The sequence below is a fragment of the Desertivirga xinjiangensis genome (assembly GCF_024436435.1).
Taxonomy (GTDB): Bacteria; Bacteroidota; Bacteroidia; order Sphingobacteriales; family Sphingobacteriaceae; genus Desertivirga; species Desertivirga xinjiangensis.
In genome coordinates this window covers 211,247-235,479 of the sequence record NZ_JAFMZP010000004.1, presented here as the reverse complement: position 1 = coordinate 235,479, position 24,233 = coordinate 211,247, and the positions used below count along the sequence as shown (strand labels likewise).

The window sequence follows — 24,233 nt, the reverse complement described above, 5'->3', positions numbered from 1 at the left end:
AATTAAAAGTTATAGGTTAATGACAAGCTGGTTGTGCGTCCTACATAATTTGTAAAGGTTTCGCGGTCTCCAATCAACTGTCCGGTTTCCTTATCTGTATAGCCCTTCTCGAATTTTTCAGAAAAACCCGATTTGTATTCATAGCGATCGCCCCATTCGGCATTTAATAAATCCTCTGTGCCGGGCTTTTGTTCATAGGTACTGGCATCATTTACGAAAAACCGGTACGGCGCGTCGGTAAGGTTCCGAACGTTCAGCCTGGCCTGCATCTTATTGCCAAAAAAACGATAGCTCAGCTGCATATCCAATTGCGCCCTTGGCCGCTCATACTCCGCCAGCATAGGTTCGCTGGATGTCACAAAAGTCTTGTAACCCATATAATTGTAAACAAGGTTGATACCAAATCTCTTTCCGGTATATTGTGCCCCTAAATTATATAGCAAGGGTACCTGACCATATAGCTGACGAGGGTGCTTCAGGTAATTGAAATAAGTAGAATCGTTTCCATCCGAACCTTTAGCATACCGGATTTCCCTGGAGCGAACTTCAGACTTTTGGAGGGTGAGGTTGCCTGTTAAAAAGATGTTGTTCATAAACAAGGCGCCAGGCAAAATGAAATCAAGGCTCTTTCTGATCTCGAACTCCCAGCCTTTTACTTTGGCCCAGTCGGAGTTTCCTATAGTCACATACGCACTGCCACCACTTTCATCATTGATACGATAAAACTCGGCAGGCTTGTCAAATTTTTTATAAAAATATCCTGCGGATATCACTTCTCCTGCTTTTGGAAACCATTCGGCTTTAAGGTCATAATTATCGATAATACTTGTGGTGACGCCCTGGCTTCTTACCCGCGTTCCATAGTTAGGATTGTAACGCGAGAAACGAGAGTTCTCCATCAACCCTGGCCGTACCGCTGACTTGGCATAGGCAACCCGCAGGTTGAGGTCAGCTATCGGACTAAAGGTTGCGCTGGCAGAGGGCAGGAAGCGCCAGGCCTTTTCTTCTTCCAACAACAACTTAACATTGTCATCGGTCATCAGACTAGTCGGGTTTTTAATCGTATCCAACTCGAAGTGTTCTGCACGGACTCCCCATATTACTCTTAGCATTGCGCCTATTTTGCTATCAGTCATGACATACGAGCCGTGAGTTATGCCTTTCCCTTCGAAACCTGCATCCAGGTATTTTGAGGTCTTGTAGTAGAAACTTGTCATGGGATTTTTCATATCCATATGATCTCCCCATTCCTGTACCGGAATTTCTGCGTAACTGGACCGGAAAACATCTCCTACAACAATAGGAAGTACTAACCAGTCATAAAATAAATGGCGGTGTAAATAATTATAACCGGTTTTAAAAATGTGGTTGGTACTGCCTAAACGAAAGTTATAGGCTGCATTAAACATTGCTTCTTTGTCAGCTTCACGGTAAGAAAACTGGCCTCTATTTAAATTCCCCCAACCCGGATCACTCGCCTGACCAGGGTAATAGTGATACAATGGAGCATAATTAGCATAGACCGTGTTACCCAGGCCACCAGATATCGCATCCTGTTCCACCTGCTTCAGGTGTGTACGCGAGGCGTTCCAATCTATCGTAAACCGCCCAAAAACATGCTTGCCGCTTATTCTGTTTTGTAACAAGTCGGTGAATTTTGGACGCTCATCTTCTTCCACTTCCGGAAATGGGTTATCCGGACTTTTAGGTTGTTCCCAACTCCAACCAGTAATACGACTAAACTGGTTATCAAAAACCCTGTTGTAAATATTTTGGGTTTGTATTTGGTGCTTATCAGTGCTGAAGCCTGCATTGAGCAACGCACCAAGATTGGTGTTAAAATTATATAGATTACCTGTATTCACATCGTCAAGGTCATCTCCGTTAGTTGGCCGTAAACTCCAACTCCCCCTGCGCATATTTCTTATATAATTGTTACGCTGCGTGTTTCGATAGTTAACAGAACTAACAAAGCCGAAATTACGGGTTTTATTTTTGCTTAGTGAATAAACCCTTCCGAGGCTAAATTGATAGTTTTGTGCTGGTGCGGCCTGATAGGAACGAGTACCAAGGCGTTCTGTACCTCCTATTCGCTTATTTTGGTCTGCAACCTCGGCAAGAGAAACTTCGTTCTGGTCATCTGGCTGATTCGGTTTGAAACCGCTTTCAATATTGAGAATATCTTTCGGAAAATGGTCTCGAGAGCCGTCATCAAACCCAAAATAATCGTATTTTCCACGTCCGTATCCCAAAAAGTCCTTCCCCATTGTGCGGCTGTTATATCCCAACCCTGCACTAAACGACATGAAGTTTTCTGACGGAATGGCCTTAGTGTTTACCTGTACTGCACCGCCGGCAAAACCGTAAGGCATGTCAGCCGTAACAGATTTTGATACCACTATATTCTCAACCATATTGGAAGGTATCAGGTCAAACTCAAAATTGCGCTCCTGAACATCAGTACTTGGAAGGATGCTGCCGTTTAGCGTTGCAACATTATAACGTTCTGCTATACCGCGTACTACCACCTTGCTGCCATCGGTAGTGCTTACACCTGATATACGGGAAAGTGTTTCGCCAACATGTCGGTCAGGAGTAGCGGAGATTTGTTCAGATGAGATACCATTGGTAACCGCCGCGGCATTTTTTTGCTGGGAATAATGTCCGGCAACGCTTCCTTTTTTGTAGCCACTGGTAACTACTATCTGATTTAAGGAATTGATCACTGCATTTAAAGTGATATTAAGAGTAGTCAGCTCATTGGCGGTGACCGTAACATCGGTAATACGTCTTGTTTGGAAGGAAACGTATGTTACTTCCAGCGTATAAATACCCGGATTAACACTGAACCGATAAGTACCGTCAGGGCTGGATTGGATGGTTTGTCCGGTTTGTATAATTTTTATGGTGGCACCGGGAAGTGGTTCTCCGCGGTCATCCATTACTTTGCCGGATATGCGACCTATATTATCAGCCGCGTTCTGTTCCTTTATCCTAACCTGTACAGCATTGTTTTTTATTACATAAGTAAGCGGCTGATTTAAGAATATTTCCGCCAGAGCAATGCCCAGTTCCTGTTCGTTAATACGAACGCTGACTGGTTTGGCTTTGCTGATGAGCGAAGCCGAAAAAAAGAAATCAACGCCACTTTGGTCACGGATACTGTCAAACACCTGAACTAAAGGTGCGTTAGTTACATTGATAGTGACCTTTTGCGCTAAAGTAACCGCGTTAACTTGCAGCATGGTAATAAGAAGCATTACCGTTGTCAATTTTATCATCAATAGTATCTTAGTTGTATGACGCCGGGGCCATACGGATTTGTTTTGGTAAAAACCGTACATTTGTGGTACATGTTAGTATCGGGGCACCCGCTCGGTTTGAAAGCAGCAGGGGGAGCCTCGGGTTATCAAATAGTTTTAATTATTTGTCATCATGTGCTAAGCCCATCTCAGCGCTAACTGAGGTGGCTTTTTTTTGATGACCATCGGATACAATTATTATTTATTGAATTATTTATTTGCTGACGATGATCCTCCTTTCTTTTATAGTGAAATGAATATTGTTCGATCCCTCCATGATTTCTAAAACCTGTCTGATATTGCTGTGACGTGTTACTGCCCCGCTGTAAGTGTCTTCCGGAAGACCTTTTTCGAAAACTACATCAACATTGTACCAGCGCGAAATCTTTCGCATAACACTTTGCAGGTTTTCATTGCTGAACCGGAAATACCCGTCTTTCCAGGCCGTAACTGTGCGCGTGTCGGCTGGTAAAATTTTAACGTTAGAAGCCATTAATTCAGCTTGCTGGCCTGGCTTCAAAACCCTGGATGCTGAACTTCCTGTTGCTTTCAGACGCACGCTACCCTCGAGCAATGTCGTTCGTATGACAGGTTCATCGTCATAGGCATTGATATTAAAATGCGTTCCCAACACTTCCACCTGTTGTCCCCGGGAATTTACGATGAACGGACGCCTGGAGTCTTTAGCTATTTCGAAATAGGCTTCGCCCGTAAGGGAGACCACCCTTGAAGCGTATTTTTCAAATGATACTGGATACTTTAGTGATGATGCCGCATTGAGCCAAACTATGGAGCCGTCTGGCAGTTTAACCCGGTAACTTTCTCCATTTGTTGTTGAAAGTGTATTAAACCCGGATAACACGCCTTTTGTGCCCTTTATTTCATATGCCAGTTCGCCATTACTGGTTTTTATAATGCTAACGCCAGCTTCTTGAGCAACTTCACCGGTCTGCTGTTCTGAAAGGAAAATTTTTTTTCCACTTGCCAGAGTAAGACTGGCTGCCTGCCTGCCCGGGCTGATCGGACCCTCCTGTGGGCGGCCAACAAGCTCTTCCTTTTGTCGTTCAGACAAAAGCAAATAACTGATGCTAAATATCACCAGAATAGAAGCCGCAATACTTAGAGGCAGGCGTAAACGCCGCAAAACAGAAACGCGCTGAATGGAAATGGGGACCAGCGGAGCTAGGCTTTCGGTCATCTTTCCTACCTCCTTCTCCAGCTCGGACTGAGATAGAGAGGCGGAACTATCGTTAAAACGCATATACCAGCTCTCAACAAGATCCCGTTCTTCAGTAGAACATTCGCCTTTGAGGTATTTTTCCAGCAGTGCATCAAAGTCGGGTTTTTCCATAGCAGCCATTTAATTTCAAATGAAACACATAACCAATACAGGTAAGTCGGCCCGACTATGCAGATGAAAATAAAAAAAATTTGGTATGCGCTATATATTGAAAAAAACGAGGAAATAGGCAACAAGGGTCAAGCGAGCCCGTAATATTTTCAAAGCGTTAGCGATCTGACGGTCGACCGTAGCTTCCGCTATTCCCAGTTGCAGCGAAATTTCTTTCCTGCTCATGTGCGACTTACGGCTCAGCATGAACACCTCCTGCATCTTTGGAGGAAGCGCTGCTATCTCTCGGTCGATCTGCACGGCAAGCTGCTGGCCGCGTATCCGGTGATCGGAAGCTTCATATTCCTGGGTATAGTACGCCGCAATTGATTCGACATAACGCTTTTGTACCTCTTTACGGGCAAACAGGTTCAATATAGAATTGCGCAATGCAGTAAAGAGATAACCGGCCAGGTTAGCCCGGGCATCTAAGCTTTCCCTTCTATTCCAAAGGGAAACAAATAATTCCTGTACCGCGTCGCGCGCTTCTTCCCGGTCCTGAAGTTTTTTATAAGCGTGTGCGTAGAGCAAGAACTTATATCTGTTATAGATCACAGCATAGGCGTCGTGGTCGCCCTCTATTAACAGTTCGGCCAATTTGGTGTCCGTGTAATGGCTGTAATCTATCATCTACTTATGCGACACAAAGTTGTATAACTATCAATAATTGAGTATAGAATATTTGTTATCAAATTATTAACTTATACTTAACCTCTCCCAGAACTGGGAGGGTTTTTCCTGTCAGCAGATGTTAGTAACTCAAAAGCCTGTTCTATTTCTTTTTCCTCATTGCATTCTCCTCATTCTGCCTGATGATATTCATCAATTGATTGATAGTTTGTTTTGGCCATGCTGCTGGATCTTATTATTATAAATATAGGACACCATAAGAATACCCAATACCACAATTGGCGATAGCATATATCCGACATTCTTATCAACATATGCGTGGCTAATGAATGCAAAGATTAAGTTAAATGTCAGACCGGCATATGCCCACTCCTTTAGCTTTGCGGGCGCTTTGAGATAAGAGATCGCGATAACTCCAAGTATCTTGCAGAAGATCAGCGTATATGCGAAGTAATCAGGGTATCCTAATGGTTTGGTACCGGCATTAACGTATTCGGGCGCAAACAATACAGTACTAAGCGGCATCACGCCTTCCCAGAGAACAATAATAATAGTAGCTACCCAAAAGATTATTTTATTCTTTTTCATCTTCTTAAAATTGCTGGTTAACAATTACTTATTTTCTGCGTATTTCACAAAATTGTCGAGGATAGCTTGCCATCCTTGTTTTTGAAACTCCGGATCGTTCTGTGATTCCGCATCGAAGGTTGTGGTCAGGGTGGTTTTACCATCTTCTCCGTTAAACAGTGTTGTGGCTGTTCTGCCGTCAGGCATAGTGTAAGCTATTTCTTTATGCAATTCAACCTTGTCATACGTGCCTTCAAAATCAAAACCGAAGCTGCCATCTTTAGCTTCCATCCTGGATTTAAACTTACCGTTAGTCCGAAGATCGTTTTCACTACTTGTAGTATGCCAGCTAGGATCAGGAGTGTTCCATTGCATAATGTCTGCTGGATTGTTCCAAACCTGCCATACTTTCTCTACGGGAGCATTCACTGTTGCTTCTACCGAAATTTTTTTTTGTTCTGCCATCGTGTTCAATTTTTTTATTTTTATATCACAAAGATGCTACAGACTCACAAATTTAGTCAGTAGTGGAAACGACAAGTTTAGGGGTAAAATACGACAAGTCATCGTAACTTAATGTAGTTCCAACGATTTCCAAGTACACTTCCAGCCCTTCTGGAGAAGATTTCACTAGCTCCTCTTTTAATAATTCCCATCGTTTTTAGTTTAAATTTAAATATTTGTAAGGACGCGTTACGCAATGCTTCCGCCAACAAAGATAGAGTGGATAAAAATGGGGATGCGCTGAAAGCGGCGTTTTCGGCGTTTTTGATGCTTTTCGGCGTTTTTAGCGTTTTTCGCTGTTTTCGTGGTTTTTTATCATTTCCGTCGTTTTCGTTGTTCTAAGCCTTTCTCCTAATTCCCCGGAGAGAGCCAGTAGTATTCACTACTACTCGCAACGAGATATCCCCAAACAGGCAAAGCGCTTCGGAAAACAAGCCAGTTTTTACCACGTTTTCCGAACACTTTCCGAAGCGGCTTCGCTTTTTTCCGAAGCTTTCCCGAACACTTCCCGAAGCCAGGGTAGGTTTTCCCGAAGGATTTGGCAAGCTTTCCCGAACGCTTCCGGTATTTGACCATAACCTTTCCCGGCCCCTTCCCCTAGCCGTCCGGTACGTTCTCCGAACTGGAGTTTTTGGAAAACCGGGCATTTCATGCGACCAGAGGCAGTAATAAGCAAGGTACCAGAAGCGAACGAGTATTGTTCAAGTATGTACGCTCAGAAGGTCTTGGATTGGTAATAAAGTGCCAGAAAATCTATATTAACATTCGAGTACTGGTACTTAAAGATTTAACAGAAGAAGTGTGCCTGAACAGATTATAGAGATTAATTGCGAATTAACGATGCGGTTCGCAGAACCTGATAGGGCTTCAAGATAAATATCTCGAAGAACATTGTAAATATCTCGAAGAGCATTGTTAGTTATCTTGAATTCACCCGTATGAGATCTAACAGTAGAGGCCCCCGCTCCTACCCTTCTCCTAGTCACAGTTTACTCTCTCCATCTACGCTCGTTCTACGCTTGTTCTACAATCCTCGAACAAGCGTAGAAGGAGCTCAGAAGGAAGTCAGTTGATGGTCAGTAGGAATGTAGACGCCGTCTGGGAGCGGGGTAGAAATCCAGACCACTGTTAATTTATTAGCTCACTTTGTTTCATTATTTCACCAGAGGCCCATTTTCGTTCCGCTTCAAATACTCGGTAGCATTCATACCGTATTTCTCCCTGAAGCATTTTCGAAAATGTGAGAGATCCTTAAAACCAACAGCATAAGCTACCTCGGAAACATTTAGCTTCTTTTGATCGAGTAGCTGGACTGCCCTTTTAAGGCGGATATCCCGGATGAATTCCTTCACCGTCATACCAGTTAATACCGAGAGCTTACGATACATCTGCATCCTGCTGACGGCCATTTCTTTGGAGAAAGTTTCAATATCGAGGTCTGTATCATCAATATTTTTTTCCACCACCTCTACCGCTTTACGTAAAAACACCTCATCCGGAGAGGTTACCTCTATGTTAGTCGGCGAAATAACCAATTTCCCTTCAAACTTCTTCCGGATGGAATTACGCAGAGCCAGCAGATTTTCTATTTTGGTCTGGAGTATAGAAATATCAAAAGGTTTGGTTATAAAATCGTCGGCACCGCTGGAAAGTCCGGCAATAGTATGCTCCTTAGATGAAAGGGCTGTCAGCAGGATTATCGGAATGTGTGAGGTGTATTCATCAGCCTTCAATCTTTTACACAGTTCATTTCCATCCAGTACCGGCATCATCACATCCGACAAGATAATGTCAGGTAAAAACTTTTGAGCAAGTTGAAGTCCCTCCATTCCGTCTCCCGCTTCCTCAATATGGAACTGCGATTCAAGACTTACCCTCAAAAACTTTCGCACGTCAGGATTATCCTCTATGATCAGCAGAATACGCTCATTGATAAGGTCTTTTTTCTGACCGGTATCCTGGTTCGGATCAGCCTCCTCATCAATCCCGGAATCTATAACCGCCTCCCTGACTTCCTCCCTGACCAGTGGTATCCGGACAGTAAACCGCGTACCTTTACCAGGCTGGCTATCTACCAGGATTTCGCCTTTATGAAGCTTTACTAGTTCTTTGGTGAGAGCCAGTCCGATACCGGTTCCTCCCTGGTCTTTATTTTCCGGCACCTGAAAGAACTGGTGAAATATCCGTTCCCGGTTACGGGCATCAATGCCTATTCCTGTATCCCGCACCACAATTTCTATAAACTCATCGTTGCTATCGAAGGAATCATCTGCCTTCAGTGTCATATAAACCGAGACAGCACCCTGTTTTCCAGTAAACTTCAATGCATTCGAAAGCAGGTTATTGAGGATCTTCTCCAGCTTATCCGGGTCAAAGTAGGTTAACAAACTAGCGTCAATACTGCTAAAATTCAACTTGATGCCTTTTTCTTCGGCCATTGGTGTAAATGAATCGACTATCTCCTTTATAAAAACAACGATGTCTCCTTTTTGCATATCAAGAGTAAGATTACCGGACTCCAGCTTCCTGAAGTCAAGCAATTGATTTACCAGCTTAAGCAGCGCAGTGGCGTTCCGGTACATGATTTCGCTGTGCGTTCTTATAATGTCCATATCCATCTGGCTGTTCCTGAATCGCTCAAGCGGACCGATGATCAGCGTAAGCGGGGTACGTATTTCATGAGAAATATTGGTAAAGAACCGCAGCTTTATATCATTTACTTCATTTAACTGCTTCACTTTTATCCGTTCCAGATCCAGCTGCTGCTTTATTTTCTGACGATTGATGATAAACTCAACCACCAAATAAATTAATCCGAGGACGGTGATTAAGGCCAGTGAATTAAACCACCAGGTTTTCCAGAACGGCGGTAAAATTTCGACCTGTATTTGCAAGCCATTATCGTTCCACTGATTATCGTTATTGGAGGCGATTACAGCGAAGGTATACGTGCCAGGATCGAGGTTGGTATAAGTTGCGGTTGGAGTGGCACCTGCCTCATTCCAGTTCTTGTCAAAGCCAATCATCCTGAACTTGTACTTATTCTTCTCAGGCCTGACAAAGTTTAAGGCAGAAAACTCAAAAGTGAGGATATTGTACTGATAGGGTATTGATATCTTTTGAGATTCTGAAATACTGTTCTCCAGTACATTGAACTGATCATTTATGCGAACCGACTTATTGAAGATCTTCAGATCTGTAAGCACTACAGGAGGGTTGAAATTGTTCCTTGCTACCTTGCCTGGATCGAAAACATTAAATCCGTTCACACCTCCGAACACCAGTTCGCCACTTTTTAGCTTGAAAGCTGCCCCGTAATGAAATTGATTATTCTGCAATCCATCCCTTTTGTCATAATTAGTAAACGACTCAGTTGACGGATCAAATCTGGCTAAGCCATTTGCTGTACTCAACCAGAGATTCTTTGTTTTATCTTCAAGAATCTGAAACACCTGATTATTAGGTAGGCCATCCCGTTCATCGTAATACTTTGCGGGTTTATTATTTGCCCCAAGCAAAATAAGTCCATCATTTCTTGAGGCTAACCAGCGTCGTCCTTTTGCATCTTCATAAAAGCAACTTCCTTGTACGCGTATAGTACTTACAGTTCCAGCTTCAGGTTCATACACGGCTACCATACTCAGCAGGCCCAACCAAAGATTGCCTTTTGAATCTTCATTGATCCAGGCAACCTTTTGCTTTTTGTTACTAATGTTTTGATGTATAAAGCTATTGGTTTGCTCATTGTACAAATCAAGTCCGGCGTCTGTTCCAACCCAGATATTTCCTTTCTTGTCTTTGTGCAAGGCCCACACACTATTATTAGCCAGACTGGATGGATTAGCATTATGCCGAAGATGTGTAAATTTCTTAGTCTTGAGATTGTAGACACTAATACCCTCTTTATAGGTTCCAATCCAAACGTTTCCTTTGCCATCTTCCAGGAAGGTTTTAATACTGTTGCCTGCTATGGAATTTGGATTACCCGGGCTATGGGTCATATAACTGAACTTCCCTGTCTTTCGGTCGAGGATATTTACTCCTCCTGAACCTGTACCTATCCAGATACGATCGGATGCTTTATCCTCCCAAAAGGCATATACTTCATTATTATTCAGATGATTCGAGTTCTTTTCAAACGCATTGTAATACCTGAACGCCTGCCGCCCCGGAACCATCAGACTTATGCCCCCACGGGTACAGATCCATAGATTTTTAGCGTTGTCTTTGTATATGTCCAGAATGGAGTTGTTGACAAGTGATTTCGGTTCATTTTCAATATTTCCGAACCAGGAATATGTTTTATTTTTAGCGTTGTAGATGTATAAACCGGCGCGGCTGCCAATCCAATAGAGCCCCTGCTCGTCTCTTACTACTGAACGGATAGTGTTACTCCATTCCCTGGCGCTGTTCAGGTGGATCGTTTCAATTTGTTCTGAAACAGGATCTATTCGAAACAGACCATTATTGTAAGTACCTACCCAAAGCATCCCCTCAGGTTCTTTATAGATCTCCCAAATCTCATCTCCCAGACCTGGAGTGTTAGCATACATTCGTTTGAATCTTCCTGAGGCAGGATCAAAAAGATCGAGTCCTGCATTGGTGCCCACCCATAGTTTGCCGCGTGAATCGAATTCAACTACTCTTACATAGGTATCAGATGGAGAGGCGGTGCTATTGGCTTTGAAGGGATATGATCTTACTTTACCCGATTTAGGATCGTACATTTTAAGGCCGATGTTTGTTCCTAGCCAAAGCCGCCCTGATTTATCTTCTGCTATGTTTTTTACGGAAGTACCTATTCCATGCGTAGAACTGCTTGTCAGGATATGCTCAAACTTTTCCTTTTCCCGGTTGAACCGGTTTAAGCCACCGGACTCGGTGCCAATCCATAGGTTCCCTGCCTTATCTTCATAGACTACCCTTGCCAGGAGTCCCGATAAACTGGTACTATCCCGCGGGTCGTTTCGGAAAGAAGTAAACTTCGAGCCATCATACCGGCAAACTCCGTGGTTGGTTGCAAACCACATATATCCCTTGCTATCTTGAAAAGCCTGCTGCACGGTGTTATTCTGAAGACCGTCTTCAAGTGTGTAATTTTCAAAAACAACCTGGCCCGGCTGAGCATAAAGCTGCGCTGGGGTAGTTACAAACACCAATAACGTTAACAAATAGATAAATGTCTTCAACACACACTTCATAACCTGAATATTTGCAGGCGCCAAAACAACAGGCAGCTGACGGATAGGCTTTAGGGCCAAAAGCCCCGTAGTTTTTGCCCTACGGGGCTGTAATAACATAAATATATTGTTTTTTAATCAGTTTGCGATCTTTAGGACGGGTTGTTTGATCGCTCAAACAACCCGTCTTCGAGGTAGATCGATATCAGTTACTCGATCCATCTGGGGTCTCCGACACCTGCACTTTTTAAATCCTCATTGCCGATGGTAAAATCACCTGCTGCAGCATTCGCAAATTCCGGATCCAAAGTGGTTCTGGTAGGGCTAACATCATTTTTGGCATTCGAGCTTGTGCTTCCCATAAAATTAGGTGCATTGAAATAGTTATTGTTGGCCATAGTAGTTATAGTCGTAGCTGAGCTGTTAGTATACTGGCCATTCGTATTAGCAATAATATTTTTTGTAAAATGAATCTCGTGTTTCGCGAGCCGGATATAAAGCACCCTGTTGGAAGTACCATTAGATACATCGTTAAATGTGTTCGACCGGATAGTGATGATACTTGTAACTGAACCGAAGTTTGTGGAACCACCCGAATCCATCCTGAACAGATCTCTCGCATGGACACTGTTATAAACGGTATTATTTTCGAATAATAAGGTTTTCGCAATTCCATTTCTAAAATCAATAAAATCCCCTCCGTTACCTACAATACCAGAAATTACGTTACCCCTGAATGTTACCGACTCTATCAAAGCTTTAACACTTACATACATCAGTCCTTTATCATAATTTTTGATTTCGCAGTCTCTTACGGATAATGGAGCATAAGCATCATTCAGGGCCTCGTCATAGAGGATTGCCTGGTTACCATTGGAACCGGTGCCATCTAAAATCAGGTCTTTCAGGGTTAAACCAGCATTTGCTTTGAGCCTTAGAGTCAGCCCCTTTACAATCGGCCGGTCTGTTGGTCTGGCGCCTTTTAGGGATATTGATTTACTTACAATTGCATCCGCGTTGACATTGTAAGTGCCCGACACCAAACCAAAGGTCTGCCCGGCAGTAGCGTTCGCTATTTTACTCGCAAGATCTTCTCCCGGTAGCACAACGGTTACAGTATTAAGATCAATCAGCGTTGTAAAGGTTCTGGTTCCTCTAACTTTGTTGCCGTTCATTAACTTTGCAGTATACTCCGTATCACCGGTCAATCCGGAAACTGTTGCTTCACCAGCCGCAATTTCTTGTGCAGTAACGGTATGGCTTATGTTTCCCGGCGTGATGACGATGGAGCTGGCGGTTTCTCCCGGAGTCCAGTTAAGGGTAACCGAGTTTGCAGCCATCTTTTCCAGATCGACATTAGAAAAGATCTGTTCAGGATCTGTTTGAAAAGACCCAGTGATCCACTTTGATTCTGCGATTTCTTTCCCAACGGCTTTAACCCGTACAAAATATTCCGTTTCGCCACTAAATCCGGTCACGGTGTAGGGAATTTCATCCTTCGAAATATTCTCAATACTTCTTACCGGAGTTCCTGAGAAATCAGCATTCTCAGAAAATTCTATTGTGTAAGACTCTGCATTGTTTACAGGCACCCAGCGAAGTCGCGCATCGAGTTTATTTATCACATTAACCGTTAAGTCTGTCGGCGAAAATAATCTTTCTGTTTCTAATGTTTTTATCTCCACCAAGTCGTCGTCCTGACATGCTGTGAAGGTTGCTGATACTGCAAACATGCAGGCAGCAATTATGACCTTGTTGATATTCATATCTTATGAATTACGATTTATAATCCGAGGTGTTTGTTATCCAGTGTATTGTTTGAATTGTCGATAAAATACTGCCAGATGGGCCATACCTGCTGCTTGTTTGGATCTTTTACAAAAAGAGCATTCCAATAAGTGGTCTTATCATCCGAGGCTGTTAAGGTCCAGGTTTTGCTGGCGGTGTAACCCAGAGCAGTGCCTTGTCCATCCGTATCACCGAAGTTCAGTCCGTAGATCTCCACGGTTTCTCCATTAGGCCGGGTTCTATAGTAAATCTTTGCAGGAAGATTTGAATATTTGCCTTGTCTATTTTCTAGTTGCTCCAGTTTTGTTTTGGCTTCCTGAAGTTTCGTATCCAGCATGTTCCAGCGGATCAGATCAGCCTTCCTTAACATCTCACCGGTAAACTCTAACGCACGTTCATCGACGATAGCCTCAAAAAATCTTTCCTTTGACCCTGTAACCAGGTTCATGTAGTCGGTTACCTTTTGCAAATTATCAGGAAATGCTCTTTCGCGAACCTCTCTGAGATACGGAGCTGCTGCGGCCGGACCATCAATTTCGTTTATTGCTTCAGCGGCCATAAGTAACACATCGGCGTATCGCATATACATCCAGTTCAAGCCATCATCATTGTCGGAACTTACAATCCTTTTCATCCATTCGTAACGATATTTTCCAAAATAAAGGCGGCTTAGTGAAGATGGAACCTGAATTCCGTCTGTCCATTCGTAAGGAACAATTGTTACGTCGCGCCGCACATCATCTTTTTCATATTCATAAAGCATGATTGGATTGGGTCCGTCTGTACCACCTTTGGCTTGCTTGGTATATTTATCAGGATTAGTATGTCTCACACCCAGGTCGAAGATTACCCTTCCCCTGCCGGCGCTAAATGGAATTTCCCACATAGATTCAAGTCCTGCTTCGCCTGCTTCTTCGTTTAATTTCCGAAAAACTTCCTCAAATCCAAGCAATCTCAACGATTTGCTACCGATGATATCCAAACACTCTTTTTTAGCGATAGCGTACATTTTGTCTCTCGAAAGCTCAGGATCGGTGCTCAAACGAATGGTTCCGTCCAGCCTGTATGCATATCCACCCGCTGCCAACGCCATCCTGGCCCTCAGGCCCTTGGCAAAGGCTTTGTTAACCCGCTCAACCGATGCTGCACCAGATTCCTTAGGCCAGGGTAAATAGCCTGCTGCCTCGTCAAGGTCTGCCAGAACTTGCTTGTAAATGGTATCACGATCTGATCTGGGCAGGTAAGCCGTAGCCAGGGTTATGGGTTCAAACCTTGCCGGCACATCTCCCCAACCCTTGATCAGATCATTATATAGAACGGCCCTGAGCGTTAATATCTCTCCCAGTACACGTCCCATGGCTGCATCTTCCGTCACATTTCCGAACCTTCTGATCCCGGCTATAGCCAGATTAGCCCGCTCGATACCTTCATAGAACTTCGCGTAAGCATTATTGTCGGTGTTCATCTGGGAGTTAAAGGCATCCGCATCGTAGTTAGCAAGTCTTGCCTTATCGTCTGTTGTATTTTTTAAACTGTTAGATACTTCTGTATCGGTGTTTATCCCGTAGTATACAAGGAAACGGCCCCGATAAGAGTTCGTTTCGCCAAAAGACTGGAGTATTCCGGGGATGATGCCTTCCGCCAGGCCTGGCGTTGAGTATATCACCGATTCTTCCATAGCAGATTTAGTAGGGGCATCCAGCATATCTTTACAGCTGCTTAAAACGATAAGCCCTGCAGCCATCAACGAAATATTTTTAATTGTTTTCATCACCATAATTGTTGGATCATTAGAAATTCACATTTAAACCGAATAAGTAAGAGCGGCTTTTTGGATAAGCGGAGTAGTCAACACCCGGAGTAAGCTGAGTTCTGCGTCTGGTGGATACTTCCGGATCAAAGCCGCTGTAATTTGTCAATAACCATAAATTATAACCGGAAGCGTAGAATCTAACCGATCCCATTTTCAGTTTGCTTGTAATAGCTTTTGGCAAAGTGTAACCAAGAGTGAGTGTTCCCAATCTTAAAAAAGAGCCATCTTCCACTCCCCAATCGCTTAATACAAAACGGCTCATATAAGGCGACCAAAGTGAAGTATTTGCATTCATTGCCTCCAGCTCCGCAGGATCATTACTCAGGGTTCCATCAGCACGGAGGTTTGTCCAGCGCTGCCCGCTCTCCATTACAGAGATCATATTACGTGAATGATACTTACTGGTTGATGTGTACTCGATTTTATTGGCATTGTAAACATCGTTACCATAACTCCAGTTGAAATAAGCGCTCAAATCAAAGTTGAAAATGCGAGAATTGATCGAAAAACCACCGGTATTTAAGGGTAAAGTGTTACCGATCCGGGTTTTGTCAAGATCAGACTGGAGCACTTTACCGTCTCCGTCCAGGTCTTTAAGCTTCATGGTGCCCGGGCGGATAGTTCCAACCACCGCAGAAGCATCGGCTACCCCGTCCTTCAAAAGCCATTTCTCGGCAGCAGCATCGTAGCCTGAAAAATCTGACACCTCATATCTTCCGTCATTCTGATAGCCCCAGATCTGTCCGATCGGCGAGCCCTCGAAAAGCCGGTAATCCACACCTATCTCAGTGGACGCCCAATCTGAGGATCCCGGATAACTGAGCATTCCTGCAAGATCAATCACCTTATTGCGATTGAATGAGATATTAGCATTTACACTCAGGTCAAAGTTTTTTTGTTTAATAGCGTTATAACTAAGTGAAAGCTCCAAACCCTTATTTTGCGTTTCGCCGACGTTACGGTACTGAACATCATAGCCTGTTCCTCCTATCAATACCCCCAGCAAGAGGTCCGTGGTATTATTCAGGTAGGCATCAATGGTTCCGTTAAGGCGTCCGTTGAAAGCTGAAATGTCTGCACCTATGTTCCTTGTAGTGGTGGTTTCCCACTTCAGAGTTTCGTTGGGCATTGTTTTTGACGCAGCCCAATAGCTGTCAAACCCGCTAACCCATGTGGTATTGGAGTTAATCATCGCAGGACGAGAAACACCTAAGGGGATGTTATCATTTCCTGCAACACCATAGCTAGCGCGGATCTTCAGATCATTCAACCATGATTTAGTACCTTCCATAAATTCCTCCTGCGAGATTCTCCATGCAGCCGAGGCGGATGGAAAATAACCCCAGCGATTAGGCTCCACAAATTTAGACGATCCATCAGCCCTGAATGTCGTCGTTAGCAGGTACTTTCCTTTGAAATCATAACTTGCGCGGCCAAAAAGTGAGAATATCTTATAATCAGGCTGGAAGAAGTTCTGAATGGAATTTGGTGTTCCCTGAGTGGATAGTCTGCGTGCATCAGCAAAGTCAAAGGTCGACGGAAAGCCGTGTACCACATTTGTAGCAACCAATTCTTTTCTAATCAGATATTCCTGCCCCAACATCACATTAAGACGGTGGTCTTTATTCAGGAACTTTTTCAGATCGTAGTTTAATGTATTCGTATTGCGGAATCCATTACGGTTTGTGTTTGTAAAAATAAGCGCAGGAAGTCCTTTATCTCCTTCCGCAGGTATATTTGAAACATAATAGGTCGTCGCTCCGTAGAAGCGATCCTGATCGTCCCTAAAACCGTCGTAGCCAACCTCAGAACGCAATTTTAGATCTTTGACGAGTTCGTAGGTTAAAGCTCCGTTTAGATTATATGTTTTTCGCTGCACAAACTGGTCATTGTCTGAAAGTGCCACGAGTGGGTTATATAAGTTAAATGCGTCATCTGTTTCAGTCGAGTTGGTTAGCCCGGAGACAGGGATCGAAGGATAGATCATCGCATATTTCAAACGTGAATCTGCAGAAGATTTTTCATTCTGCTCGTTGGCACCACCACCTTCGGTTCTGGTATCAGCATACCTGGCGCTAAAATCCAGCACAAGTTTATCGTAAAGCTTGTGATTAAGCTTGAAATTCACATTGTGCCTCTGAAACCCGGAAAGCTGCATAATAGCTTTATCCTTCACATAGCTGTGACTCAGGCTGAATTTAGTTTTTTCGCCTCCTCCACTGATATTGAGGTTTTGGTTAAAAGTAGTTCCAGTACGTCCAAAAACCAGATCCTGCCAGTCGTTGGCCGGAGCGTTGGCATACATGTCTATATCCTGATAATTTCCAAAATATTTTGTATAATTCTCAGGTTGTTCGGCCAGAAGAGCTCGCTCGTACTGCCAGGTTGCATAGTCCAATGGTGAAAGGACATCTAGTTTTTTTGCCAGTTTCCTTGTGCCGGTAAAAGCGTTATAACTTATACTGGTTTTTCCGCCTGTCCCACCCTTGGTTGTCACCAGAACTACTCCGTTTGCTCCCCGTGCACCATAGATCGCAGTAGAAGAGGCATCTTTCAAAATACTTATACTTTCGATATCCTGAGGAGCGATGTCGGCTATAGAGTTTACAGGGAATCCATCCACAATAAAAAGCGGGGTATTGTCACTGGTGATCGATGTTCCGCCCCGAACCCTTACAGACATTTCAGCATCTGGGGAACCTTCAGTTGTGGCAATATGTACACCGGCGACCCGTCCAGAGATCGCCTCCAAGGCGGATGAAACCGGGGCAGCGGCAATTACATCCGCACTTACGGTTCCTACAGCACCGGTTAAGTCTTTCTTTCTAACGGAACCGTAACCAATAACCACCACTTCTTCCAGACTATTAGTGGATTCCTCCAGCACTACGTTTAACTGGGTTTGTGTACCGGCCTGTAACTCTTTCGTTTTATAACCTATATAGGTAAAAACAAGGGTAGTACTTCCTTCTGTAGGAATATTCAGTTTAAAGGCACCACTGGCATCGGTACTGGCACCCTTTTGGGTGCCTTTGATGTTTACACTTACTCCGATAAGGGTCTCCCCGCTCTTATCGGTAACCTTCCCGGTTATGAGGCGGGTCTGCGAGAATGCCGCCACATGGACAAGCAGCGCACAGAGTAATAGGTTTACTTTTCTCATAATAAAGATTGATTTCAGGTATATTGTAATTGATTAAGATTAAATTTTACGATACACATTGTTCGTATGACCGATACTTTAAAAGCCGTACAAGGTTTAACCGGATCTGATAGATGCACGACCTTACTGGCTATAGCATTTCTAATAGAAACAGATGCAAAAATTCGGACTCAACTGTCTGTATCAGGAGCAACCGGAAATTCCGGAGGAATGTGTTTTTGAATAAAAGCGACAGAGGGGGAATTGCAAATCAAATCCCACATAGGACTAGATGCTTGTAAAATTTCGCGCATATAAATTGGTTGTTTTGGCTTTATTGGTAATACAAAGATAGATCAGTACACCCGCAATGGCACAATAAACCACAAGCTAACAAAGGGTTACAAATACCAAAATGCGGGTTATATTTCCCATTGGAACAATCGTGCAGAAAATCGGTTTTTTTGAGCAGGAATGGCCATAAATCACTGGTTGAAGAAGGAGGGAAATGAGATATTAACTAAAAGATGACTGGGTCGTTAAGCTCTGCATGAAAGGAGAATTTAAAGTGTTTGATGGTTGAGCACTACGCGACACGAGTGCGCTAGCGAAGCTATGAATTACTGATCCAGCAGGAAGGAACAAAACCTAAGTGAACAAGATGACAGCGCCTAATGGTCTGAACGTGGCCGGACCATTAGCGCGGTCATGGGCTGGATCAATCCCAATATTTAATATCGGAAGTTTCAGCCCCAGTATCTGTCAGTACTATTTTTTGATCCATTTTACCATTTCCTTCCAGTTCTAACTGGTAATATCGTTTACCTGCTTTTTCCAGGAGGTCGGCATCATCGATCCTATAGCCTTTGTATTTGGCGTTGACTGCCGACTTCACAGGCAAGGGAATTGATCGTGCAGGCAAATCCTGTCTCTTCATTACCAACGCACCTTTAGGATCAATAAGGGCCGTAAAATCAGTACGGTTGATCTCAAAATCGACCTCATACAAATTATTATGTTTTTCCCACTCGACATCCGTAGCGTTTTTAAAGCTTGAATTAAATGCATTCACAACTACGGAAGGAACTTCAGTTGCAGGAATATCCTGACTGCAGGCAGCGAAGGTGGCCAAACCTGCTATCGAATTCAATATTAACTTTTTCATTTGCAATTTATTAAAAGATAAAACCTTAATATTATTCTGTAAAGATATCGGCCGAAACTGGAAAGAATTGGGAATATGGTTAGTATCTCTATTGGGTCAGAGTAAAAGAATGCGTATAGCTTACTGCATCATATTCATAATCTAAAATAAGCCTACAGTTCTGGGCTATCACCCGTGCAATCGCCAGGCCCAGGCCGGAACGGCTGGTAGATTCACTGCCTTTATAGAAGCGTTCGAATATCTGGTTCCGGTCCAACTCCCGAGGTTCTCCGTTATTGCTGATCTTTAGCACCCCATTACTGAATTGAATGGTTATCTGCCCTCCTGGTTTATTATGAAATATTGCATTTTTAAGGAGGTTGCTTAGCAGAATGTCGGCGAGCCCCTTGTTCAACTCCCATATCAGTTCCATATGATCATGTGTCTGAATGGTTATCTGCCGGTATTCCACCATGTCTGTCAGGTCTTCCAAAAGCTGATAGACGGTTTGATTGACGTTTACTGCCACGCGGTCACCAAACTGGTTGTTTTCAATTTTCGACATCAAAAGCAGGGAGGAGTTCAAACGCTTCATGCGTTCGAGGTTGTTCATTGCCGATTCGATGTAAGCTGCCTGTTGAGGCTTCAGATCTGCTTCCTGCGCCAGCAGCTCGAGTTTATTAATCCCGATTGCAAGCGGAGTCTGCAATTCATGTGAAGCATTTTCAGTAAACTGTTTTTGACTTTGATAGGTGTCGATGTTGGACTGGATCAGTTTCCGAACGGTTGAGTTCAATAAAATGAATTCATCAATTTTCGTGGGAGGAGGAACAAAAGTATCAGGACCATTAAGCTTAAAGTGCTTTAGTTTGTCAATCAACCCATAAAACGGCAGCCACACACGTTTGATGAGCAGCTGATTTAAAATCAAAATTGTGCAAACCAGCCCGATATAAAGCCCAGCCAGTGCATATAGTAATACAGAAATGAGATCATCTTCCTCAACCATGGAAGTAATGAGGCGAAGATGATAGTAATGACCGTTTAGATGAAATGCTGTCTTCAGCATGCGTACCGGCTCGAACTCATCCTCATTCTTCATGTACATCAGGGTATCCAGGTAGATATCTTGAAATTTCAACGCTTTTTCCGGATCAACGGGCGTAAAAGCGTAGTACCCTTCTCCAAACGTCTGTTTGTTGACAATACTTGAGTCCTGATATGCTTTTTCTATTACCAGTATCTTCTGATTTTCAAGGCCGTCATCCATACTGTCGTAAATTTCATCCAGTATGGTAAAATAAAACACACCCGCCCAAACCGGAATGATGATAAGCAGAAGCAGCGCAAACCATGAACTGGTATAATTAAGTAGCTTCATTGGCTGTGAGTTTGTAGCCTATACCATAAACAGCCTCAATCTTTACCGTTGAACCGGACTCTTTTAGTTTCTTTCGCAGGTTTTTAATTTGGGAATAAATAAAGTCAAAGTTATCGGCTATATCAACATTATCTCCCCAAACCTTTTCTGCCAGGGCTGTGCGGCTTACCAGGCGTCCGCTATTTACGCACAGATACAGTAATATTTCGTATTCCTTACGGTTCAACTGAAGCTCTGAGCCATTCGCCTGTACTTGCCGGCTTTCGGTATCGACCGACAGGTCAGACACGTTTAAAAGCGTTAAGGAAAATGAATTTTTACGCCTTAAAATGGCTTTAGTCCGCGCGATCAGTTCTGCCTGATGAAAGGGCTTTGAAAGATAATCATCGGCACCGGCCTGCAAGCCTATAACCTTATCATCAACCGAATCTTTAGCTGACACAATAAGCACACCCTCGGTTTTCTGCATATTCTTAAGCTCTTTTAGCAAAGCCAGACCTGACCCTCCCGGAAGTGAAATGTCGAGAATTATACAATCGTATTCATACGAAACAATTTTATGCAGAGCGGAGAAATAATCCGTCGCCTTTTCTACCAGGAGATCTTCTTGCTCAAGGGCCTGTGCAATTACTTCGAGCATTTCAGGTTCGTCCTCAACAATTAATACTTTCATTATTCAAATAAAGTAAAATCGAACAAAATTGTTGAGTTAAGAGTAGCACCCCTCAGATTTCTGAATCAAAAATCGCTCACATGAAGGATGTTCCCCTTTTTATCTTTCCCTTCGTTAGAAATATACAGGGTCCCATCCGGAGCAAAAGCGATACCTTCGGGTTGTGTAAAATCTGCACCCTCAAATTCCTGGACTCTGTTTATGTTGCCTGAAAAATCCATTATCAGGATCTTTGGCTTGGAACCTTCTACAAGATAGATTTCATCCTTCCCCGGATGCAAGGCAATATCAGAAGGGTTAAAGCTTGCTTTTTTCTTCTTCTTAAACCCTTCCAGGTGGGGGTGGTTCAGATCAACCTTGAATACCGGTTCTTTCTCTAGCTGACGAGTGGAGAGATTGAATGCATAAACGCCCTTGAAATCTTTTTGATCCGGCTCATATCCTTTTATTGTAATCAGCAGGCGGTTATTCTTTTTATCCAGGGATAAGCCCTCTGTGTCATGTTTTGCTGTAAGTGGAGTTAAGTATTCCTGAACTTTGGCGTCCTTCATGAAATTAGCTACCTCGAATATCCGCCCGTCGGAACGCAGCACATAAGCATCATGCCCATGAAGAGCGATACCTTCATAATCGCCGTCGCCGGCAAAAGGAATCTCCTTTTCAATTTTGCTACTGCGAAGGTTATAAATGAATATTGTCCCTGCTTCATCCTGAATACATGCTACGCGATCCTGGTCAAGGAAATCTATCCCGGATATTTCTTTTAAAACGTCCGGAAGTTCCCAGCGATTTTTTACCGGAGGGTTAATTCCTATGGTCTGGGATTTCTCAGGTGAATCCGCCTTTTTGGCTTCTCCACTTAGTCGTATCAGAAAAGCTGTGACTGTCGATATGACAATAAAAGCTGTTATAAAAATTGCTGTCCGCATATTCTTCGGTTAATTAATAAAGCAAGATACGCCCGAATACTGGAAAGAATTGGGAATTATTTACTGCTGAGCATCAAAATTGAGCTCTACTTACGTTATAGCCAGATAGATTGATCATTTTTACTTCAGAATATGTTAAGTACGAAAATTAAAGAAGCCACCAGGGTTCCACACCAGCAAGTGGAAAAAAAGGTTGTATTGCGTATCAAAGCAATTCGCAATGAAGCAGACTATGCTAATCTGTTAACACATTTCTATGCTTATTTCAATGCTGTGGAGAAGGCGGTGGCCCCATATATTACAACTGAAATATTGCCTGACCTTGCAGAACGGCGCAATTCATCTTATATAAAAGCCGATATTGAAGCTTTGGGTGCCTGCGTGGATGAACTGCCTGATTGCCTTACACCAGCGATAAATAATATCCCGCAGGCTATCGGGGCACTTTATGTGCTGGAGGGTTCAATTATGGGCGGTCCTTATATTGTACAAATGCTGGAAAAGGCAGGGTTAAGTAAAGGTTTCTCTTTCTTCAGCGGCTACGGTGAAGCGTCGGGACAAAAATGGGCGTTGTTTACGGAGGTACTTAATAACATCGCAAAAAGTGAGAACGAAGAAGCGCTGGTCATACAAAGTGCGCACGATACCTTTCTTCGCTTTGGAGATGTGTTTGGTGAAGTGGAAGTGGCGAAGGCTGTGCCTAGACCATCATCCACCATTTAGTTTTACGATTTTTCATATATTACGTCGTTATTTTCACCAAATAACCACTAATAAATATCATATAAAGTAAATTTTCATGAAGATCTATTTTCGTAAACATGTTGCCGCCTTGTTGCTTATCGTTTTTTGCAGTTTGGGCGCTAACGCTAAGGACGTAATTAAGGTATTAACTATTGGAAACAGCTTTTCCGAGGACGCCGTTGAGAATTATCTCTATGACCTGGCAAAGGCTGCGGGCGATAGTCTGGTTATAGGAAACGTCTATATCGGCGGCTGTTCTCTCCAGACTCATAGTAAAAACGCTGCTTCGAATGCTGCAAAGTATTCTTACAGGAAGATTGTGGGTGGTAAAAAGACGGTGACTGCTAATCAAACCATGGAGTTTTGTATTAAAGATGAGCCCTGGGATTACATTAGTTTTCAGCAAGCTAGCCCGTACTCCGGCATGCAAGAAAGTTATTTTCCGTATCTGACGAACCTGCTCGATTATGTTCAGCAAAGGGCCCGTAATCCAAAGGTTAAATATATTTTACATCGTACCTGGGCTTACTCCAAGAGTTCTCCACACAAGGGCTTTGTCAACTATAATAAGAACCAGGATGAAATGTATAAAGCAATTGTAAAAGCTACTAGATCTGTATTTAAAGATGTTAAACCTCTGGATATGCTGATACCTGCAGGAACGGCTATACAGAATGCGAGAACAAGCGCCATTGGTGATAGCCTTACCAGGGATGGGTACCATTTGCAGTTAACTTATGGAAGGTATACAGCGGCATGCACCTGGCTCGAAGCGCTTACGGGTAAGAGTGCTGTTGGAAACAGTTATATTCCTTCTACAATTACCAAGGCACAAGCTGATATTGCTCAGCATGCGGCTCATTTTGCTATGAAGAAGCGAAACAAAGTAACTTCTATGGAGAAGTTTAAGTTGTAAAGTTTTGGTTTGTTGAGCATAAGAGGCACACGTGGCACGAGTGCGCCAGCGAGCGAGCATATTTGCACTTGCTAGCGCACTCGTGCCACGTGTGCTTATTTAATTTTTTTTAAAAGCCCAATAATAGATG

Annotated in this window: 16 protein-coding genes; 2 read left to right on the top strand and 14 right to left on the bottom strand. The window is 43.3% G+C overall.

The genetic code is table 11. The annotated features are described in order from the left end of the window. Nucleotides 1-2: 2 nt before the first annotated feature. From J3P37_RS12280 to J3P37_RS12215, 14 genes are all read right to left on the bottom strand, one after another. Complete coding sequence (locus tag J3P37_RS12280; protein ID WP_256011487.1) at nt 3-3,281, bottom strand: TonB-dependent receptor domain-containing protein; 3,279 nt, start codon at nt 3,279-3,281, stop codon at nt 3-5. Nucleotides 3,282-3,516: 235 nt separating this feature from the next. Further along, nucleotides 3,517-4,653 (bottom strand): FecR family protein, encoded by a 1,137-nt coding sequence (locus tag J3P37_RS12275; RefSeq protein ID WP_256011486.1) that lies wholly within the window; start codon nt 4,651-4,653, stop codon nt 3,517-3,519. 90 nt (nt 4,654-4,743) lie between these two features. Then, on the bottom strand, nt 4,744-5,322 hold the full coding sequence (locus tag J3P37_RS12270; RefSeq protein ID WP_256011485.1) for an RNA polymerase sigma factor: 579 nt from the start codon (nt 5,320-5,322) through the stop codon (nt 4,744-4,746). Nucleotides 5,323-5,514: 192 nt separating this feature from the next. Continuing rightward, nucleotides 5,515-5,910 (bottom strand): DoxX family protein, encoded by a 396-nt coding sequence (locus tag J3P37_RS12265; RefSeq protein ID WP_256011484.1) that lies wholly within the window; start codon nt 5,908-5,910, stop codon nt 5,515-5,517. Between the two features lie 24 nt (nt 5,911-5,934). Beyond that, nucleotides 5,935-6,354: an SRPBCC family protein gene (locus J3P37_RS12260; protein WP_256011483.1), complete on the bottom strand. Its 420-nt coding sequence runs from the start codon at nt 6,352-6,354 to the stop codon at nt 5,935-5,937. Nucleotides 6,355-6,731: 377 nt separating this feature from the next. Then, complete coding sequence (locus J3P37_RS12255) at nt 6,732-7,040, bottom strand: hypothetical protein (RefSeq protein WP_256011481.1); 309 nt, start codon at nt 7,038-7,040, stop codon at nt 6,732-6,734. A 507-nt stretch (nt 7,041-7,547) separates the two neighbouring features. Further along, on the bottom strand, nt 7,548-11,693 hold the full coding sequence (locus J3P37_RS12250; protein WP_256011479.1) for a hybrid sensor histidine kinase/response regulator transcription factor: 4,146 nt from the start codon (nt 11,691-11,693) through the stop codon (nt 7,548-7,550). Nucleotides 11,694-11,782: 89 nt separating this feature from the next. Further along, the gene (locus tag J3P37_RS12245; RefSeq protein WP_256011478.1) at nt 11,783-13,339 is read right to left on the bottom strand and encodes a DUF4957 domain-containing protein; all 1,557 of its coding nucleotides are present in this window, start codon (nt 13,337-13,339) and stop codon (nt 11,783-11,785) included. Between the two features lie 17 nt (nt 13,340-13,356). Then, complete coding sequence (locus tag J3P37_RS12240; RefSeq protein WP_256011477.1) at nt 13,357-15,132, bottom strand: RagB/SusD family nutrient uptake outer membrane protein; 1,776 nt, start codon at nt 15,130-15,132, stop codon at nt 13,357-13,359. Between the two features lie 19 nt (nt 15,133-15,151). Next, complete coding sequence (locus J3P37_RS12235; protein ID WP_256011476.1) at nt 15,152-18,337, bottom strand: SusC/RagA family TonB-linked outer membrane protein; 3,186 nt, start codon at nt 18,335-18,337, stop codon at nt 15,152-15,154. 697 nt (nt 18,338-19,034) lie between these two features. Beyond that, the gene (locus tag J3P37_RS12230; protein WP_256011475.1) at nt 19,035-19,481 is read right to left on the bottom strand and encodes a PepSY-like domain-containing protein; all 447 of its coding nucleotides are present in this window, start codon (nt 19,479-19,481) and stop codon (nt 19,035-19,037) included. 88 nt (nt 19,482-19,569) lie between these two features. Further along, nucleotides 19,570-20,841, bottom strand: a complete 1,272-nt coding sequence (locus J3P37_RS12225; protein ID WP_256011474.1) for a sensor histidine kinase — start codon at nt 20,839-20,841, stop codon at nt 19,570-19,572. Then, complete coding sequence (locus tag J3P37_RS12220) at nt 20,828-21,514, bottom strand: response regulator transcription factor (RefSeq protein WP_256011473.1); 687 nt, start codon at nt 21,512-21,514, stop codon at nt 20,828-20,830. Before J3P37_RS12220 ends, J3P37_RS12225 begins: the two co-directional genes overlap by 14 nt. A 65-nt stretch (nt 21,515-21,579) precedes the next feature. Continuing rightward, nucleotides 21,580-22,443, bottom strand: a complete 864-nt coding sequence (locus J3P37_RS12215) for an SdiA-regulated domain-containing protein (protein WP_256011471.1) — start codon at nt 22,441-22,443, stop codon at nt 21,580-21,582. A gap of 132 nt (nt 22,444-22,575) precedes the next feature. Between J3P37_RS12215 and J3P37_RS12210 the strand changes: the two genes are divergently transcribed. Together J3P37_RS12210 and J3P37_RS12205 are read left to right on the top strand one after the other, a co-directional pair. Beyond that, nucleotides 22,576-23,166 carry a biliverdin-producing heme oxygenase gene (locus J3P37_RS12210; RefSeq protein WP_256011470.1) on the top strand — a complete coding sequence of 197 codons (591 nt, stop codon included), beginning with the start codon at nt 22,576-22,578 and terminating at the stop codon, nt 23,164-23,166. Between the two features lie 76 nt (nt 23,167-23,242). Continuing rightward, nucleotides 23,243-24,103: a DUF4886 domain-containing protein gene (locus tag J3P37_RS12205; RefSeq protein ID WP_256011469.1), complete on the top strand. Its 861-nt coding sequence runs from the start codon at nt 23,243-23,245 to the stop codon at nt 24,101-24,103. Nucleotides 24,104-24,233: the final 130 nt, after the last annotated feature.

What these genes read in the sequence shown, in the direction of transcription:
- J3P37_RS12280 (WP_256011487.1), bottom strand. Translation starts at nt 3,281, where the DNA reads ATGATAAAATTGACAACGGTAATGCTTCTTATTACCATGCTGCAAGTT.
- J3P37_RS12275 (WP_256011486.1), bottom strand. Translation starts at nt 4,653, where the DNA reads ATGGAAAAACCCGACTTTGATGCACTGCTGGAAAAATACCTCAAAGGC.
- J3P37_RS12270 (WP_256011485.1), bottom strand. Translation starts at nt 5,322, where the DNA reads ATGATAGATTACAGCCATTACACGGACACCAAATTGGCCGAACTGTTA.
- J3P37_RS12265 (WP_256011484.1), bottom strand. Translation starts at nt 5,910, where the DNA reads ATGAAAAAGAATAAAATAATCTTTTGGGTAGCTACTATTATTATTGTT.
- J3P37_RS12260 (WP_256011483.1), bottom strand. Translation starts at nt 6,354, where the DNA reads ATGGCAGAACAAAAAAAAATTTCGGTAGAAGCAACAGTGAATGCTCCC.
- J3P37_RS12255 (WP_256011481.1), bottom strand. Translation starts at nt 7,040, where the DNA reads ATGCCCGGTTTTCCAAAAACTCCAGTTCGGAGAACGTACCGGACGGCT.
- J3P37_RS12250 (WP_256011479.1), bottom strand. Translation starts at nt 11,693, where the DNA reads ATGTTATTACAGCCCCGTAGGGCAAAAACTACGGGGCTTTTGGCCCTA.
- J3P37_RS12245 (WP_256011478.1), bottom strand. Translation starts at nt 13,339, where the DNA reads ATGAATATCAACAAGGTCATAATTGCTGCCTGCATGTTTGCAGTATCA.
- J3P37_RS12240 (WP_256011477.1), bottom strand. Translation starts at nt 15,132, where the DNA reads ATGAAAACAATTAAAAATATTTCGTTGATGGCTGCAGGGCTTATCGTT.
- J3P37_RS12235 (WP_256011476.1), bottom strand. Translation starts at nt 18,337, where the DNA reads ATGAGAAAAGTAAACCTATTACTCTGTGCGCTGCTTGTCCATGTGGCG.
- J3P37_RS12230 (WP_256011475.1), bottom strand. Translation starts at nt 19,481, where the DNA reads ATGAAAAAGTTAATATTGAATTCGATAGCAGGTTTGGCCACCTTCGCT.
- J3P37_RS12225 (WP_256011474.1), bottom strand. Translation starts at nt 20,841, where the DNA reads ATGAAGCTACTTAATTATACCAGTTCATGGTTTGCGCTGCTTCTGCTT.
- J3P37_RS12220 (WP_256011473.1), bottom strand. Translation starts at nt 21,514, where the DNA reads ATGAAAGTATTAATTGTTGAGGACGAACCTGAAATGCTCGAAGTAATT.
- J3P37_RS12215 (WP_256011471.1), bottom strand. Translation starts at nt 22,443, where the DNA reads ATGCGGACAGCAATTTTTATAACAGCTTTTATTGTCATATCGACAGTC.
- J3P37_RS12210 (WP_256011470.1), top strand. Translation starts at nt 22,576, where the DNA reads ATGTTAAGTACGAAAATTAAAGAAGCCACCAGGGTTCCACACCAGCAA.
- J3P37_RS12205 (WP_256011469.1), top strand. Translation starts at nt 23,243, where the DNA reads ATGAAGATCTATTTTCGTAAACATGTTGCCGCCTTGTTGCTTATCGTT.